This window comes from Streptomyces sp. NPDC001514, from assembly GCF_053597075.1.
In genome coordinates, this window is sequence record NZ_JBSFHO010000017.1 from 25,927 (window position 1) to 41,297 (window position 15,371).

Below are 15,371 nucleotides of genomic sequence, written 5' to 3' on the forward strand. Positions count from 1 at the left end.
CGCTCAGCGCGGCAGCGTGACGAGCCCCATCTCGTAGGCGGTGATCACGAGCTGGACCCGGTCCCGGGCGCCCAGTTTGGTGAACAGACGTGACACGTGCGACTTGGCGGTGGCCACCGTGATGAAGAGGTCCTCCGCGATCTCGGTGTTCGACCGGCCGCGTCCGACCAGGGTCAGGACTTCCCGTTCCCGCTCGGTGATGCCCTCGACCGGCCGAGGGGAGCGCTCCGGGGCAGCCGCGGGGCGCCCGACGAAGTCCGCGATCAGACGACGCGTCACACCCGGCGCGATCAGTGCGTCGCCGGCGGCGACCACGCGGATCGCCGCGAGGATGTCGTCCAGCGCCATGTCCTTGACCACGAAGCCGCTCGCGCCAGCCCGGAGCGCGCCGTAGACGTGGTCGTCCTCGTCGAAGGTGGTCAGGACGAGGACGCGGGTCGTCGCCGGACCGGCGGTGATCAGGCGAGTGGCCTCGATGCCGTCCATGCCGGGCATCCGGATGTCCATCACCACCACGTCGGGGCTGACATCCCTGACCAGTTGGACCGCTTCGGCGCCGGTGGCGGCTTCACCGACGACCTCCAGGTCGGGGTGATCGGCCATGATCATGCGCAGACCGGACCGCACCAGCGGCTGGTCGTCGGCGAGCACGACCCGGACGGTCATCGGGCCTCCACCGGAACTCCGACGGGTTCGGGCAGCGGCAGCCGCGCCGTCACCCGGAAGCCGCCCTCGGGGCGCGGCCCGGCGCTGATCGTACGGGACAACGCGCCGGCGATGACCGTCCAGCGCGATGAGGAGAGAGAGTGCCGCTCGACCTGTTGCCGGTGGACGGACCGGCCAACAGTGCCAGGAGCGACTCGGGGCCCGTGGCCTCGCGGGGGTGCAGCCGCTCAGGGCGGGAACTCTAGGCCGCGGACCTCAGGTCCTGGCGCACGGTCATCGCGTTGAGGCGTATCGCGTACGACACGGTGTCGTCGACGCCCAGGGAGCGGACCTTGCCCTTCTCGAGCACGAAGGTCACATCGATGCAGAAGGCCATGACGTAGAGGAAACCCTCGGTCTCCTCGTCCTGCAGGGCGAACAGCAGGTTGTAGAACCAGCTCGTGCTGCCGTCCCCGCTGTCCTGGCGGAAGGCGAAGTGCGGTGCGTCCTCCTGCTCGTCCAGGCCGGTGAAGGCGCGGGTGAGCGCCTGCTCGGCCTTGTCCCAGAAGGCCGGATTGGTGAACGGCCGTGAGAGCGCCTGGCGTACGGACTCCTTGAGCGAAAGCACCAGGACGGAGACCGGTGTCGTCTCCTGGAGGCCGAACGCAGGGACGATCTTGACGAGGGAGGTGGCGGGGAGGGTGCTCGCCGCCTTCCGTACGTTCCCGAAGTCGAAGGCCCCTGCGGCAGGATCGATCGCTCGATGGAACGTGTCCTCGATCGCCTGCACCTGGTCCGCGCAGGACGGTTCCACTTCGGCGATCCTCATGAATCTGCTCTTTCCGGTGATGGGCAGGTCGGCCATACGTGCTCCTCGATGTGTCAGGTAGTGATCACTCAGGTCGGAGCCAGTATGGCCAGGGCCGAAAAGCGTTTGGGGGGCCGGGAGTCCGTCGCTAGCCTGCCCCGATGGACACGGACCGTATCCCGGAACTGACGATCACCACCCTCGCCGAGCGCCCCGAACTGGCGGACCCCATGTGGCGGATGCTTGACATCTGGCCTGAGTTCATGCTGAACGACCCTGTGGGCTGGGCCAACATGGGCCGTATCGTCGCCGAGCTGCCCGAGTACGTCCTGGTCGCGACCGACCCCGAAGGCGCTGTCGTGGCCCGGGCGTTCAGCGTGCCGTTCGCGCTGGACGTGGACGGGCGGCGGGAGCTGCCCGACACCGGCTGGGACCAGGCGCTGCTGTGGGCCTTCTCCGACCGGCGGCACGGCCGGACCCCGGACACCGTGAGCGCGATCGAGATCACCGTGACGACGGGCATGCTGGGCCGCGGGATCTCCGCCCGGATGGTCGCCGCGATGCGGGACAACGCCCGCGCGCGCGGTTTCAAGGAGCTCGTCGCCCCCGTCCGGCCGAGCGCCAAGCACCTCGAACCTGAGGTGCCGATGGCCGAGTACGCCTTCCGTACCCGCGAGGCGGACGGCCTTCCGCACGACCCGTGGCTGCGCGTCCATGTCCGTGCCGGCGCCACGATCGAGGCGGTCGCCCCCGCCTCCATGACGATCTCCGGCTCCCTGGAGCAGTGGCGCACCTGGACCGGCCTGCCCTTCGACACGGACGGGCCGGTGGCGGTCCCGGGTGCGCTGATCCCGGTGCACTGCTTCCTCGGGCACGGGTACGCCGTGTACGTCGAGCCGAACGTGTGGGTGCGGCACCGGCTCTGACCGGCCGGGTTCCGCCCAGTACGCAGAGAGCCGGTGAGGCCGCCCCCCTCCGGCGGCCTCACCGGCTCTCTCCGTCCCCCCGGCCTAGTCGATGTCGACGATGTCCTTCGCGGCGGGCTTCTTCGCCGCGACCGGCTTGTTGAACTCCGAGAACGTCATGGAGCCCGGCTCCTTGCCGCCGACCACCTGGAGCTTGAGCAGATACGGCGTGCCCTCGGCGGCCACGTGCGCGATGTACTTCTCGTCCCGGTCCGACTCGGTGAGCATCAGCGTCGGTGTCCCGTTCACGGTCGACGTCCCGGTCTTCTTCGCAATGGTGTCGTTGGCCTCGAAGCCTTCGAGATACGTGTCCAGGTCGCAGAACTGGACCAGGTCCTTCGCGTCGGCGCTGCCGGCGTCCTCCTTGACCCACTTGCCCAGCAGGGTCTTCAGGACGGCGTCGACCTCCGCCTTGGGCCTGCCCTTGCTCTGGTCGCGCAGTATCGACTCGTCGAATCGCAGGTAGGCGGTGTTGCCGGTCTTCACGAGCTCCACGGTGCCGGTGGCGCCCATGGAGACCGTTCCCGCGCACTCGCCCTTGGTGTTGACGGCCAGATAGGCCTTGACCGGCCCGTCGGACGTCTTCAGGTCGATCCCGAGCGCCATGGACTTCGCGCTCTTGGTGGCCTTGATGCCCCGGTTGATGACCTCCGGGCCCGACAGCTCGGCGTACGGGCCGGAGTCGGCGCCGCTCTTTCCCGCGTGGTCGGGGCCGGTCGGGAGGCACCCGGTGAGAGCGAGCGCGACGGTCGTGCAGAGAGGGACGAGGACGAGGTGCTTCAGCCGTACCAGAGTGGTGGCGGACATGAGGGTCTTCTCCGGGAGTGAGAACGCCGGCGGGAGGCGTGGCGCGAGGCGGGGGTGCGAGGCGAGGGTGCGGGGGAAGAGAGCGCGGAGCTGAGAAAGGCGGCCGTCAGACCTTCAGGTCCCAGACGGACGCGTTGTACTCGAAGCCCGGGCTGATCTCGATGGTCAGGTTCTTGGCGTCGGCGGGGGCGTCGAAGGCCCAGGTGGCCGTGATCTTCTTGCCCGGCAGGACCGTGCCCGTGAACGGCTCGCCGACCTTGCCGTCGTAGATCTCCTCGGCCTTGACGCCGTCCTTGCCGGCGCGGGCCTCCGCGGTGACCAGCGCGGCGTCGAACTTCTCCTTGCCGGCGTTCTCGATGACGACGGTGACCTTGTACGCCTTGTTGCCCTTGGTGTGGCCGATGGCGAACTCGCTCGGGGTGTACGGCTTCGGCGCGGACACCGTCACGGTCAGCTCGTCGTCGTACACGGCCGAGTCGTCGGCGGCCAGGGCCTTGCCGGTCGCGTCCTCGCCCTCCTTCGCCTTCTCCAGGGGCTTGCCGTCGCTTCCGGCACCCGGCTTCTTCGAGGCGGAGCTCCCGGACGTGCCCTTGTTGATCTCGTCGACCACGTCGCCCACGGCCTTGAACGTGATGACCGCTCCGACGACCGAGAGGATCAGGGACACCAGGCCGAGGACGACACCGGTGGTGGCGATCCCCTTGTTGGAGGCCTCGCCGCGCTTCACCCGGCCCCGCGCGGAGAGGCCGAGGATCAGCCCGATGAGGCCGAGGATCCCGGCCAGCCAGAAGAAGAACGGAATCAGACCGGACAGGGCGCCGATGATCCCGAGGATCAGCGCGGCGGTGCCGAGGCCGTTGCGGGCGGCCTGCTGCGGGGCGGGGGCGGGCGGCTGGGAGAACTCGGGCTGCTGCGTGTACTGGGACATTCGTGCCCTCCGGGGACGTGGTGAGCGGACGCCGCTGTGCGCGGACGCCGCTTGGACGGACGCCGTTGTGGACGGTCGTTCCTGTTGCCGGGACCGTTCACCCAGTCCCGTGCAGCGACGGGTTAATAAGAGCAGAGCCTGTGAACCGAGTCAACATGGTTCACGGAAAACAGATTCGCTCACACTGTGAAGTGGTCGGTCTCGCGCGCATCGGTATGCTCGGGGCCACATCAGCGCTGACGAGGACCGTCGACGGAGAACAGGAGCCGCCCCCGTGCCGGAGAACGCAGCAGAGGTGACCGCTGCCGGAATCGCCCGGCTCGCGGGAGTGGGGCGCGCCGCGGTCAGCAACTGGCGGCGTCGGCACGCCGACTTCCCCAAGCCCGTCGGCGGCACCGAGACCAGCCCCTCCTTCGCTCTTACGGAGGTCGAGCAGTGGCTGCGGGACCAGGGAAAACTCGCCGAGGTCCCCCTCCGCGAGCGGGTCTGGCAGCAGGTCTCCGGGCACCCCGACGGCGCGGTCGCCGCCCTCGTGCACGCCGGCTGCGCCCTGCTGCTCGTACGGGACCGGCACACGGCCTGGCTGGAGCTCTCCGCCGTCTCCGACGAGCGCATGGCCACGATGCTGCCCACAGCGCTGGAAGCGGTGCTGAGCCCGCGGTTCGGGCCGGCCGGCGAACGCGCCGTGCCCACGCCCGACACCCCGGCCCTGCGCCGCTCGGTCCCGATGCTGCGCGGCGCCGCCGAGCTCGCCGCCGAGCTGGGTGCGCGCCAGGCGTTCGAGTTCCTCGTCGGCCGGTATCTCGACGCCAACCCCCGCCAGTACACGCTCACTCCACCGGGTCCTGCCGCGCTGATGGCCTCGCTGGCCGGCCCCGCCGGCGTCGTGCTCGACCCGGCCTGCGGCACCGGTGCACTGCTCAGGGCCGTCACGCAGCCCACCGCCCTGTACGCGCAGGAGGCCGACCCCGACCTCGTCGCGCTCGCCGCACTCCGTCTCGCCCTGCAGTCCGACGCCGAGGTGCACGCCCGCACGGGCGACTCCCTGCGCGCCGAGGCATTCCCGCGCCTCGCCGCCGACGCCGTGCTCTGCCACCCGCCGTTCAACGAGCGCAACTGGGGCCACGACGAACTCGCCTACGATCCGCGCTGGGAGTACGGCTTTCCGGCCCGCACCGAATCCGAACTGGCCTGGGTCCAGCACGCGCTGGCCCGGCTGCGCCCCGGGGGCACGGCCGTCCTGCTGATGCCGCCCGCCGCCGCGTCCCGCCGCTCCGGCCGCCGTATCCGCGCCGACCTGCTGCGCCGTGGCGCGCTCCGTGCGGTGATCGCCCTGCCCGCGGGAGCGGCGCCCCCGTACGGAGTCCCGCTCCACCTCTGGGTGCTGCGCCGCCCCGTCACCGGCGAACGTCCGGCATCCGAGCTGCTGTTCGTCGACACCGCCGAGCTGACGGAACCGGGCGGCGGACGCGACAAGCTCGACTGGCAGGCCGTGCAGGGGGCGGTGCTCGACGCCTGGCAGCCCTTCGACCGCCACGGCACCGTCGAGGAACAGCCCGGCACCAGCCGCTGCGTACCCGTCATCGAACTCCTCGACGACGATGTCGACCTGGCCCCCGCCCGCCACCTCCCGCCCCCGGCCGCGGGCGGCAGCGCCGTCGAACTCACCGGCGTACGCGAACGGCTCACCGACACCCTGCGCCTCACCGGGGATCTGACCCCGCCGCCCGCCGAGCCCGTCGCGTCCGGCCCCGCCCGCTGGACCGGCACGACCATCGGCGAACTCGTCCGCGCCGGAGCCCTGGAGCTGCGCGCGGGCGGCGTCGGCACGGGCTCCGCCCCGGTCCTCACCGAGCACGACGTCCTCGCGGGCACCGCCCCCTCCGGCGCTCTCCCGGACGCTCACGGACCCGGCGACGACCACGTCGAACCCGTCCTCGTGCAGGCGGGCGACGTCGTCGTCCCCGTCCTCGGCGGCGGCTCGGCCGCACGCGTCGTCGACGAGGCCACGGCGGGTGCCGCACTCGGCCGCAACCTCCAGCTGCTGCGCCCCGACCCGGCCGCGCTCGACCCCTGGTTCCTCGCCGGCTTCCTGCGCAGCACGGCGAACAACCGCCAGGCCAGCAGCTACGCCTCCACCGCGACCCGGCTCGACGTCCGCAGGCTCCAGCTGCCCCGGCTGCCCTTGGCCGAGCAGCAGCGGTACGGGGAGCGCTTCCGGGCGCTCGCCGCCTTCGAGGACACGCTGCGGCTCGCGGGCCGACTCGGCGAGCAGCTGGTGCAGGGGCTGTACGACGGGCTGACGGAGGGCACCGTCGAGGCGTGATCAGTTCAACAACGGTTCGGCACAACCCGGAGCGGGCTGTCGGTGTCGGTGTATACGCTCGAATCCTCGTCCGATCTCATCAGGATCTGCACACCTCTCAGGAGCATGCATGCACGGCCACGGCTATGCGCCACCACAGCCAGGGCGCCCCGCCGACGGCACGCTGGTCGCGCTGCGCGTGATCTTCATCGCGGTGTCGGTGCTGAGCTGCAGCTTCCTCGCGTGGGTACCGATGCTGCGGCTCGCGGTCCTGACCCGCAAGGCTGTGGACTGGGCACTGCTCGTCGCCACGCTCCTGTCCACCATCGGCATCCTGGTCTTCCTGGCCGTCGCCGTTCCGGAGAACGAGGACGAGATCAGCGACGCGACCGCCCTCACCTTCCTCGGCTGGGTCTCGGTGGTCATGGTCGGGGTCATCGCCTACTACGTGACCGCGGAGAGCAGGCACTACGAACGGGTCGCCCCGCGACTGCAGCCGCAGCTGCCCCCCGGCGTCACGGGATACGGCTACCCGCCGGTCGCCCAGCCGCCCGTACCCAATCCGTATGCGCAGCCCGTGCAGCCACCGGTCCAGCCTCCCGTCGGGCAGCAGTACACGCCGCCCGTCCCGCAGCCCCCGGTCGCCGAACCGCAGCAGCAGCACCACCCCCGCATCGACCAGGTCCGCGCCGAGCTCGACGAGTTGAGCGACATCCTCCGCAAGGGCAAGGACCAGCGGGAGGGCGGTCGGTGAACGGACGGGTCGTCGCCGACCGTTACGAACTTTCCACGGTCATCGGACAGGGCGGCATGGGCCAGGTCTGGACCGGGTACGACCAGCGGCTCGACCGCCGTGTCGCCGTGAAGCTGCTCCGCCCCGACCTCATGGCAGCCGCCACCGCGGCCGACGAGATGCGCCGCCGCTTCGTCCGCGAATGCCGGGTCACCGCCCAGGTCGTGCACCCCGGCCTGGTCACCGTCCATGACGCGGGCAGTGACGGCGACGACCTGTTCCTCGTCATGCAGTACGTCGAGGGCGCGGACCTCGCCGACCACCTGGCCGAGCACGACCCGTATCCCTGGGAGTGGGCCGTCTCGATCGCCGCCCAGCTGTGCGCGGTGCTCGGCGCCGTGCACGCCGTGCCGATCGTGCACCGCGACCTCAAGCCGCGGAACGTGATGGTGAAGCCCGACGGCACGGTCACCGTCCTCGACCTCGGCGTCGCCTCCGTGCTCGACACCGACACGACCCGGCTCACCCACACCGGCTCCCCGATCGGCAGCCCCGCGTACATGGCACCCGAGCAGGCGATGGGCGGAGCCGTCGGCCCGTACACCGATCTGTATGCGCTCGGGGTGCTGCTGCACGAACTGCTCAGCGGGAACGTGCCGTTCGCGGGCTCCACCGCGCTCGGTGTGCTGCACCGCCATCTGTACGAACCGCCGCTCCCCGTCCGGCAGTTGCGGCCCGAGGTGCCCGAGCGGCTCGAAACGCTCGTGCTGAGGCTCCTCTCCAAGGACCCGCAGCACCGCCCGGCCGGTGCGCAGGAGGTGTACGAGCAGCTGGCGCCGTTGCTGCCGAGCCGTGGCACGCCGATCGGCCCGCTCGACCCGACGCGTCCCTTTCTGCGCCCGCACGCCCCCTGGCCCGACCGTGCGGGCGCGCATGCGCCGGTGCCGCACCAGGCCCCGGCGACCGTCGTGGTGGAGCGTCCGGATGTCGCCGCGGCCGTCGACGAGGTCAAGCGGCTCCTCGGCGAAGGCAGCATCACCCGGGCCGTGGACATACTCGGCGGCATCCTCCCGGCCGCTGCCGCCGAGCACGGCGAGCACTCACCGGTCGTCAGGATCCTGCGCAAGCAGTACGCGACGACGCTGATGGACGACGGGCAGTACCGGCGCGCCCTGCCCGAGCTGCGCCGGCTGGCCGACGACCGGGCGGCCGAAGCGGGCATGGGAGATCCGCAGACGCTGCAGTTCCGCTACGACGCGGCGCAGTGCCTGGAGCAGCTGGGCGAGGCGGCCGCCGCGCTCGCCGAGTACCGCGCGGTCCTGCCGTACTACGAGAACCACCACTCGGCCGCCGCCGACCGGTCCCGTGCCTTCGGCATCCGCCACCGCATCGGCCATCTGCTCCTCGCGATGGGCGACCACACGGCGGGCCGGCAGCAGCTCCAGAGCCTGCTCTACGACACGGAGCGTCTGTACGGGCCCGGCCACCCGCAGGCGATCGAGCTCCGGCGTGCACTGGAGCGCCAGAGTCGGTTCCGGCCGGCCTGACGGGCCAGGCCGGCCCGCGCCTCGGGCGTCAGCTCGCCCGCAGGAACGCCGTGCCCGCGACCTGCCCGGCGAGCGTGAGCCGGGTGCCGTTCGCGAGGTGCTTCGCCAGGGCCTCGCCCACCCCCGGGCGGGTGTCGTCGCCGTGTCCGTCGAGGACGACGACCGCGCCATCGGCGGCGAGCTCCTCGGCCCACTCCAGATCGGCCAGTACTGCCTGCACGGAGGGATCACCGGCGATGACGATCACTCCGTAGCGGCGGTCGGCGACGGCGCCGCGGACCTCCGGGTCGCCCGAGGCGCCCTGCTGGATGCGGGCCTGGGCGCCGGAACGGCTGCCGCACAGCGCCAGGTTGGCCCGTACGACGTCCTCGCGCACCAACGGGTCGTCGCCCCTCAGCGGGTCGGCACCGGTGAGCGGGTCGACGATCGTCAGCCGCGGCTCGGTGCCCGCGCGGTGGAGCATGCGCAGCAGCGCGGCCGCGAAAAGCCCGTGCCGGGTGCCGATCTCCAGCACGTCCCCGTTCGGCGGGGCCAGCAGCGGAACGGTCGCCAGCTTGCCGCACACATCGGACGTGGAGCCCGCGATCCGGCCCACGCCGAGTGCCTCCAGCGCCACCACCGTGCGGTAGGCAACCGTCAGATCGCGGCGGGCGTCGTCGTCGGCCGCCCCCGTCACCGTGCTCACTTGGCGCACCAGCGTGTCCAGCTGGGTGGCGGTGGGCATCCGGTGTGCGTCCCGCCCGGCGTTGTCGAGGAGCAGCCCGAGTCCGTAGCTCTGACGCCGTAGATCGGCCACTTCGTGGTGGAGGGCGTCGACATCGGCCTGGAGTGCGTTGGTGGCACGCTCCAGGCGCTGCTCGACCAGCGTGAACGCGGGGCGCAGCACCCGCTTGGCCAGCCGGTTGCTCAGGAGGGAAGGCATGGCCGGGAGCGTACGCCGGGCCTCATGCTCGGGGGGCCACCAACGGGTGCTGTGAGGGTGAAGTCTTGGTAGCCGTACGCCGACGCTCACGTGCTCGAACCATCGCCCGTACCCGGCCCGGACCCCGTACCCGTCCCTGCCCCCGTGCCGCGGGCAGCGCGCCCAGCAGCACCAGGACGAGCAGAGCCGCCCCGCCGATCGCCGCACCGGCGCGCAGCCCCGGCGGCCGGAACGAGCAGTCGACGACCGTCGTCCTCCCGTCGAGCGGGACGGCGACCAGCCCCAGGTGCCGGTCGGCCGGTGCGCCGTTGCAGCTCCAGCCCGCGATGCGCAGGGCGGCGAGTACGGCCGTACCGGTCGAGCCCGGGGGCAGTTCGGCCCGCACGCCGTTGTCGCGGACATTGACGGAGACCGCACCCGTGGACTTCAGCCGGTCGACGGCCGCGGCGAGCGCGGCGCGGTCGAGGCAGCCCGCGCTCCACTCGCGCGGCGGGCCGCCGTCGCCGAACACGATCCGCGACCCCGGCCCGGTCGATGTGCCGAGCGCGGTCATCGGGGCACGCCGCTTGGGCGGTCGGCCGATCAGTTTCACCGGCTCACCGTCGCCGAGACGGGCCGTCCCCGCATAGTCGGGCGCCCAGAGGAAGACGTCGGTACCGGCCGGACAGACGCCGTTCACGGGGCTGCCGTACACGGGGGAGCCGAGCAGCAGCTCCTGGTTGCGGAAGGGCGAGTCCCCGTAGCGGGGTTCGGGCCCCCGCGGACGTACGGTCACGAGCGGCAGCACCTCGGCCGCCCGCACCACCTGCGGAGCCGCGCCCGGCGACGCCGAACGAACCCGCGCCCCCACCGAGAAGAGCGCGTCCGTGACCGGGTTGTCCAGGCTCTGCACATTGCGGCCCCGCGAGGTCCACCCGGCGCCGAGCGCCGCCATGGTGCGGGTGAACACATCGGGCGTGTGGCTGCTGTAGTAGCCGCCGCCCTCACCGCCCACCAGCATCGGGTCGTTGCCGGTGAGCTGCTCGCGCCCGGGATCGGTCCGGTAGCGGGGCCAGCCGTCGGCCTCGGCGACAGCGGCGGCCCGGGCGCTGTGGTCCGCGCCCCAGGCCGGATAGTCGTCGAGCCGCCCGAGCCGCTGCCGGTCGGTGTACGCGATGGTCGCGGCCGCCTGTCCGACCAGGCCGCAGCACAGCAGCACGGCGGCCACGACGACGTACCGCGGCCGCTGCTGCCGCCGCGCTGAGCGCTCCGCCAGCACCAGCCCGCCGCCCGCCGCGGCCAGGCCGGCCAGGAACAGGGGGAACGTCCACCCGGTCACCAGGTCGCTGACCGCCGCGCCCAGCGCGATCATCGCCAGGACCGCCGTGCCGGAGAGCAGCGCCCGCCGTCCCGGCCATGCGTGGGCGACGCACACCCAGGCCGCGATCACCAGGATCCCGGCGAGGACGAACGTCTGCCGGTACGGGCTGCCGTTGGGCGTGGCGAAGACATGCCAGGCCAGATGGGTCGGCTCCCACTGGAAGGACACGGCGACCGTCACCGCGAGCGCCGTCCACCACAGGCGCTCGCGCCGCGGCACTCCCCGGTGGAAGAACAGCGCGCAGGCGAGCAGCAGTGCGCCGGTGCCGAGGAACAGGGCCGGGGTGGAGAAGCTGTACGTCGCCGGGAGAGTGCGGGCCAGGACGTCCTTCCAGCCCGCGGGCTGGAACTGCCGGACCACGCCCGGGTAGGCGTGCTTCGAGCCGAGGAAGACGGGCAGCAGTACGGGCGCGGCGAGCGCGATCCCGAGCAGTGTGGTCGCGGCGGCCCGTACCAGCGTCCGGACCCGGTCCCGGGCCCCCGTGTCCTCGTCCAGCAGCAGCCGAAGGACCACCACCAGTGCGGCGCCGAGCGTCGCCATGTAGGCGGTGTAGAAGTTCGCGATCCACGCCACCGCGACGACCGTCGGGCCGAGGACGGGCCGCCGCCTGCCCCGCGCCCACTCGCCGACCAGGCAGAGCAGCGGGAAGGCGATCAGTCCGTCGAGCCACATCGTGTTGTACGTGGCCTCGATGACGGACCAGCCGCAGAGCGCGTACGAGGCGCCGAGCACCGCGGCCACCCAGCGGCGGCCCGCGCCGCGGTGCAGGGTCAGCAGCAGCCAGGTCATGGCCGCCGCGGCGGCCGCCATCTTCAGCACGGTGATCACGTACACCGCGAGGTCGATGTCCTCGCGCGGGAAGAGCCCGACGAGCACCGAGAAGGGGCTGGTCAGATAGGTCCCGAGGTCGGGAAGGAGGCTGGTGCCGTACCCGGACTGCCAGTTGAGCAGCACCCCGCCGCCGGCCCGCCCGTGCAGCAGATCCCACAGATGGGCATGGAACGGGACGAACTGATTCCCCAGGTCGTTGACGCTGCGCGTCTTCGGGCCGAAGGGGAAACTGCGGGCGACGGCGTCGCCGGCGCACACGGCCACCGTGGTGACGAGTGCGGCCAGGGCGGATGCGCGCAGGGAGGTGGCCCGCCGTGGGTCTGCGTTCACGCGGGTGCGGGCAATGGTGTTCCGCGCGAGGTCCAAGGTCGGCATGATTCATCGAATATGCCACGACAGTAAGCGAATTCGGCCTGTGCGAGGCCAGTTCACGCAATGGTCGCCTGTCCGCCATGTGCCGAATCCATAGCGGACATACGGCGCCGCCTAAGGTCTTTCCGTGCTGATCTCGATTGTGGTCCCGTGCTTCAACGAAGAGGAGATCATCAACCGCTTCCATGAACATGTGACCAAGGAACTCGCGCTCCTCGACCAGGAATTCGAACTGGTCTATGTGGACGACGGAAGTCGCGACCGTATGCTCGCTCTCCTCGAGGAGATCGCCGCGGCCGATTCCCGTACCCGCTACGTCTCCTTCAGCCGGAACTTCGGCAAGGAGGCCGCGATGCTGGCCGGACTCCAGCACGCCGGTGGCGACGCGGTGGTCATCATGGACGCCGATCTCCAGCACCCGCCGGAGCTGGTGCACCGTATGCTCCGCCTCCACGAGGAGGGTTTCGACCAGGTCATCGCCCGCCGCACGCGCAAGGGCGACCGGGTCACCCGCACCGTCACGGCGCGCGCCTACTACTGGCTGATCAACCGGCTGGTGGACGTGGAGCTCGTCGACGGTGTCGGCGATTTCCGGCTGCTGTCGCGCCGCACGGTCGACGCGATCCTCGGACTGAGCGAGTACAACCGGTTCTCCAAGGGCCTCTTCGCCTGGGTGGGATTCAGCACCACGACCTTCGAGTACGAGAATGCGGTGCGTGAGCAGGGCCGTTCCAAGTGGAGCTTCGGCAAGCTGCTCAATTACGGCCTCGACGGGCTGCTCTCCTTCAACAACAAGCCGCTGCGGGCAGCCGTTTACCTCGGCCTGCTGCTGCTCTCGGTCGCCATGGCGTACGCCGCCTGGATCGTCGGGTCCGCGCTGGTCAACGGTGTGGACACACCCGGCTATGTCACCCTTCTGGTGACGGTGGTCGCGCTCGCCGGTGTCCAGATGGTGATGCTGGGCGTGGTCGGTGAGTACGTCGGCCGTATCTACTACGAGGTGAAGCGCCGCCCCCACTATCTGGTGGCGGCGACCAACGCCGGCCTGCCGCGGCAGCAGCGCAGCAGGGCGGACCGGGGAGAAGAGCAGGAGGAGCTCGTACGCCGATGACGGTCCAGTGGCAGATGTTCCGCTTCGCCCTGGTCGGCGTCGTCAACACGGGTACGTACTACGGCTGTTACCTGGTCCTGCTGACCTGGCTGCCGTACATCGCCGCGCATGTCCTCGCGTTCGCGCTCAGCATGACGGGCTCGTTCTTCCTGAACTCGTACTTCACCTACCGCACGCGTCCGACGTGGCGGAAGTTCCTGCTCTTCCCGCTCACCAACGCCGCCAATTTCGTGATCACCACCGGCGGTGTCTATCTGCTGGTCGACGTGGGGGGCTTCAGCGACCGGTGGTCCCCTCTGGCCGCGGCCGCCGCGGCGATCCCGATCACGTTCGTGGTCTCCCGCACGATCATGCTCCGGCCCGAGCCGGCCCGAGCCGGCCCGCGGTCCGGGCCCGGAGCGCTCGCCGGTCGGCTGACCCGCGCACGTCTCATGGGCCGTACACGACCCTGACCTCGGTGAACCCGAGCGAATGCAGGAGCCCCTCCAGCATCCTCGTCGTGTTCTGTTCGGCCTGCGCCGTCAGCCGGCTGTCCTTCGCCGCGGTCGCGATATGCCGCACCGCCAGCTGCTGGACGGCCTGTTCGTTGTTGGGGTTGTCGGAGAAGAGGTCGCCGAGCCGGTCCAGCAGGCCGCGCTGCTTCGAGACGGCATAGGAGCGGTCGGGGTCGAGGGCGGGCTTGCCGAGGACGGCGTGCGGAAGCCTGATCGTCGCGGCGGTGCGCTCCTTGTTCACGGTGACGTCCTTCTCGTCGAGCGTCCCCATGTCGACGTACGCGTCCACGGTGCCGGCGCCCACATACAGCACCCTGGTGCCCCGCACCGCGTCCGGCAGGTACTTGGTGTCCTTCTCCAGGTCCACGACGACCTGGAAGTTGCCCGTGGCCGCCTCGTACCGACTGATGTCCTGGATGGATTCGAGCAGCGCGGGTCCCGAACGGTCGCGTGTCTCCTCGCCGAACAGGCCGCCGAGCCCGGGCAGCACGCTCAACCGCAGGCCCATCAGCACCAGCACGGCAGCGAGGGCGACGCCGACCCCTGCCTTGACCCACCAGGACACAGCATTCCGAGCGCTCATCGCTGTCCCTCCCTGCCTTACGGATGCCCGCGCCTGCGACGATCAGGCTTGTCGGGCCGGCCGCATCGATGGGCCGTGGCGGACTGCCGGGTCCGGACGGACCGTGCCGCACACCCCCGCGCTCCCGGATCGTCGACCGAATCAGTGGCACCGAAGTAGTGGCCCACGCCACTCCGACTGCCTACCATCGATCACCGCAAGGTCTTTCTGATCCCGCCCGTCACCCGACCACCACCCCTCAACGAGGCGCTGCGCGCCGCACCCACTGTTCGCACAATCCATCGCACGCCGGGAGGCCCCTTTGCACCGCCGCCGTCGCATCGCGCTCGCCCTGTCCGCCGCGCTCGTCGCAGCGGCCCCCCTGCTGGCCGCCTGCGGGAGCGAGGCGCGCCCCGGGGCCGCGGCCGTGGTCGGCGGGGAACGGATCGAGGTGGCCGCGCTCCAGTCGCAGGTGAGGGAAGCCCGGGCGGCCCAGGAGGACTCCCCCAGGGCCGCGCAGCTGATCAAGGACACCGGGCGGCTCAGCCTGTTCAAGCTGGGCAACATGATCTTCGACCGGGTTCTCGACCACGCCGCGGAGGACGCCGGGGTCACCGTCTCGCGCAAGGAGCTCCAGGAAGCGCGAGCCCAGGCCGCCCAGCAGCAAGGGGGCGAGGAGCAGCTCGAAGCGCTGGCGCTCGAGCAGGGTGGTCTGGCTCCCGGGCAGATCGACGAGGCCGTCCGCAGAGAGGTCCTGCTGGACAAGCTGGCCAAGGCGCTGGACGCCGATCGTTCCACCCCGCAGGGCCAGCAGAAGGTCGGCGCCGCGCTCACCGCCGCATCGAAGGACCTGGCCATCGAGGTGAACCCGCGCTACGGGACCTGGGACGACACGAAGATCCAGCTGGGCGATTACAAGGCCCCGTGGATCACCCAGGTCACCAAGGTGCCGGAGGCCGTCCAGGCCGGGGCCTGACGCCC

General features: G+C 71.2%; 14 protein-coding genes. 7 read left to right on the forward strand and 7 right to left on the reverse strand.

Going from position 1 to position 15,371, the window contains the following annotated elements:
* Positions 1-3: 3 nt before the first annotated feature.
* Both ACWCXB_RS19335 and ACWCXB_RS19340 read right to left on the reverse strand, forming a co-directional pair.
* Complete coding sequence (locus ACWCXB_RS19335) at positions 4-666, reverse strand: response regulator (protein ID WP_450724371.1); 663 nt, start codon at positions 664-666, stop codon at positions 4-6.
* Positions 667-907: 241 nt separating this feature from the next.
* Positions 908-1,510 (reverse strand): Type-2Aa cytolytic delta-endotoxin, encoded by a 603-nt coding sequence (locus ACWCXB_RS19340; protein WP_450724373.1) that lies wholly within the window; start codon positions 1,508-1,510, stop codon positions 908-910.
* A 104-nt stretch (positions 1,511-1,614) separates the two neighbouring features.
* Here ACWCXB_RS19340 and ACWCXB_RS19345 point away from each other — a divergent pair, with 104 nt between their 5' ends.
* On the forward strand, positions 1,615-2,379 hold the full coding sequence (locus tag ACWCXB_RS19345; protein WP_450724375.1) for an N-acetyltransferase: 765 nt from the start codon (positions 1,615-1,617) through the stop codon (positions 2,377-2,379).
* A gap of 84 nt (positions 2,380-2,463) precedes the next feature.
* Here the strand turns inward: ACWCXB_RS19345 and ACWCXB_RS19350 are convergent, their stop codons facing one another.
* Both ACWCXB_RS19350 and ACWCXB_RS19355 read right to left on the reverse strand, forming a co-directional pair.
* The gene (locus ACWCXB_RS19350) at positions 2,464-3,225 is read right to left on the reverse strand and encodes a hypothetical protein (RefSeq protein ID WP_450724377.1); all 762 of its coding nucleotides are present in this window, start codon (positions 3,223-3,225) and stop codon (positions 2,464-2,466) included.
* Positions 3,226-3,331: 106 nt separating this feature from the next.
* Complete coding sequence (locus tag ACWCXB_RS19355; protein ID WP_450724379.1) at positions 3,332-4,153, reverse strand: DUF4190 domain-containing protein; 822 nt, start codon at positions 4,151-4,153, stop codon at positions 3,332-3,334.
* Between the two features lie 274 nt (positions 4,154-4,427).
* On the opposite strand from ACWCXB_RS19355, the gene ACWCXB_RS19360 reads away from it, so the two are divergent.
* The 3 genes from ACWCXB_RS19360 to ACWCXB_RS19370 all read left to right on the forward strand — a co-directional run bounded on the left by ACWCXB_RS19360 (position 4,428) and on the right by ACWCXB_RS19370 (position 8,738).
* A complete protein-coding gene (locus ACWCXB_RS19360) occupies positions 4,428-6,479 on the forward strand; it encodes an N-6 DNA methylase (RefSeq protein WP_450724381.1) in 2,052 nt (683 codons plus the stop codon).
* Positions 6,480-6,588: 109 nt separating this feature from the next.
* The gene (locus ACWCXB_RS19365; protein WP_450724383.1) at positions 6,589-7,212 is read left to right on the forward strand and encodes a hypothetical protein; all 624 of its coding nucleotides are present in this window, start codon (positions 6,589-6,591) and stop codon (positions 7,210-7,212) included.
* Positions 7,209-8,738 carry a serine/threonine-protein kinase gene (locus ACWCXB_RS19370; protein ID WP_450724385.1) on the forward strand — a complete coding sequence of 510 codons (1,530 nt, stop codon included), beginning with the start codon at positions 7,209-7,211 and terminating at the stop codon, positions 8,736-8,738. Before ACWCXB_RS19365 ends, ACWCXB_RS19370 begins: the two co-directional genes overlap by 4 nt.
* A 28-nt stretch (positions 8,739-8,766) precedes the next feature.
* On the opposite strand, the gene ACWCXB_RS19375 is transcribed toward ACWCXB_RS19370, so the two are convergent.
* Both ACWCXB_RS19375 and ACWCXB_RS19380 read right to left on the reverse strand, forming a co-directional pair.
* Complete coding sequence (locus tag ACWCXB_RS19375; RefSeq protein ID WP_450724387.1) at positions 8,767-9,660, reverse strand: class I SAM-dependent methyltransferase; 894 nt, start codon at positions 9,658-9,660, stop codon at positions 8,767-8,769.
* Positions 9,661-9,682: 22 nt separating this feature from the next.
* A complete protein-coding gene (locus ACWCXB_RS19380; protein ID WP_450724389.1) occupies positions 9,683-12,226 on the reverse strand; it encodes a YfhO family protein in 2,544 nt (847 codons plus the stop codon).
* A 124-nt stretch (positions 12,227-12,350) separates the two neighbouring features.
* Between ACWCXB_RS19380 and ACWCXB_RS19385 the strand changes: the two genes are divergently transcribed.
* Positions 12,351-13,334 carry a glycosyltransferase family 2 protein gene (locus ACWCXB_RS19385; protein ID WP_450724391.1) on the forward strand — a complete coding sequence of 328 codons (984 nt, stop codon included), beginning with the start codon at positions 12,351-12,353 and terminating at the stop codon, positions 13,332-13,334.
* Entirely contained in the window at positions 13,331-13,786 is a 456-nt protein-coding gene (locus tag ACWCXB_RS19390) for a GtrA family protein (RefSeq protein ID WP_450724393.1), read from the forward strand. Before ACWCXB_RS19385 ends, ACWCXB_RS19390 begins: the two co-directional genes overlap by 4 nt.
* Here the strand turns inward: ACWCXB_RS19390 and ACWCXB_RS19395 are convergent.
* Complete coding sequence (locus ACWCXB_RS19395) at positions 13,764-14,336, reverse strand: DUF4230 domain-containing protein (protein ID WP_450724580.1); 573 nt, start codon at positions 14,334-14,336, stop codon at positions 13,764-13,766. The two genes, ACWCXB_RS19390 and ACWCXB_RS19395, sit on opposite strands and share 23 nt — an antisense overlap.
* Before the next feature lie 376 nt (positions 14,337-14,712).
* Between ACWCXB_RS19395 and ACWCXB_RS19400 the strand changes: the two genes are divergently transcribed.
* Entirely contained in the window at positions 14,713-15,366 is a 654-nt protein-coding gene (locus tag ACWCXB_RS19400; RefSeq protein WP_450724395.1) for a SurA N-terminal domain-containing protein, read from the forward strand.
* The last annotated feature ends 5 nt before the right edge of the window (positions 15,367-15,371 follow it).

Bases quoted from the DNA above. Each gene is read 5' to 3' on its own strand.
- ACWCXB_RS19335 (WP_450724371.1), bottom strand. From the start codon at position 666: ATGACCGTCCGGGTCGTGCTCGCCGACGACCAGCCGCTGGTGCGGTCC.
- ACWCXB_RS19340 (WP_450724373.1), bottom strand. From the start codon at position 1,510: ATGGCCGACCTGCCCATCACCGGAAAGAGCAGATTCATGAGGATCGCC.
- ACWCXB_RS19345 (WP_450724375.1), top strand. From the start codon at position 1,615: ATGGACACGGACCGTATCCCGGAACTGACGATCACCACCCTCGCCGAG.
- ACWCXB_RS19350 (WP_450724377.1), bottom strand. From the start codon at position 3,225: ATGTCCGCCACCACTCTGGTACGGCTGAAGCACCTCGTCCTCGTCCCT.
- ACWCXB_RS19355 (WP_450724379.1), bottom strand. From the start codon at position 4,153: ATGTCCCAGTACACGCAGCAGCCCGAGTTCTCCCAGCCGCCCGCCCCC.
- ACWCXB_RS19365 (WP_450724383.1), top strand. From the start codon at position 6,589: ATGCACGGCCACGGCTATGCGCCACCACAGCCAGGGCGCCCCGCCGAC.
- ACWCXB_RS19375 (WP_450724387.1), bottom strand. From the start codon at position 9,660: ATGCCTTCCCTCCTGAGCAACCGGCTGGCCAAGCGGGTGCTGCGCCCC.
- ACWCXB_RS19380 (WP_450724389.1), bottom strand. From the start codon at position 12,226: ATGCCGACCTTGGACCTCGCGCGGAACACCATTGCCCGCACCCGCGTG.
- ACWCXB_RS19390 (WP_450724393.1), top strand. From the start codon at position 13,331: ATGACGGTCCAGTGGCAGATGTTCCGCTTCGCCCTGGTCGGCGTCGTC.
- ACWCXB_RS19395 (WP_450724580.1), bottom strand. From the start codon at position 14,336: ATGGGCCTGCGGTTGAGCGTGCTGCCCGGGCTCGGCGGCCTGTTCGGC.